Annotated in this window: 1 protein-coding gene; it reads right to left on the minus strand. The window is 52.6% G+C overall.

The window, feature by feature from the left end:
- Positions 1–478 (minus strand): phage tail-collar fiber domain-containing protein (locus PsWM33_RS18520; protein ID WP_153039972.1); only part of this gene is annotated, 478 nt, incomplete at its 3' end.
- Positions 479–502 lie beyond the last annotated feature (24 nt).

Raw genomic sequence — 502 nt, forward strand, 5'->3', positions numbered from 1 at the left:
AAAGCGCCTTGCTCAGACTGCGCACGGTATGATTGAGCTGAAAGTTTTCGTGTTGCAGAGCAATCATAGAGGTGGCTGTGCCCGCAAACTCCTCCCCAAAGAAGAGCTGAAGATCCACATCACCGGATACTTGAATGACGTTTTGCGGAAGGCCGGTAAGAGCGAGTACAAAAGAAAACGCAATCGGCACACCGGGGGTGTAGTGGGCCATTGGCGTGTCAGGATCTGACCATACGGCCAGCAAGGTTCCGTCCTCTAACATCACCCCAAGCTCAGCCAGAGTGAAGCCGACATTCCCGTCAATCAGTGCCGTGATCTCCATCTGAAAATCATCCAGATAACGAGAGCCAACAATCTCGATACGGGCTTTTTCCGCCTTCAGCTCACTCTCATTTCCCGTAGGCGTGTAGCGAGAGGTGCCCAAAGCAAGGTGTGTGATTTTAGCGTGTAGCCCGGCATCAGAGATGTGAATCGGCATGCAAAATTGACCCGGTTAGGTGGG

The organism is Pseudovibrio sp. WM33, from assembly GCF_001623165.1.
Lineage (GTDB): Bacteria > Pseudomonadota > Alphaproteobacteria > Rhizobiales > Stappiaceae > Pseudovibrio.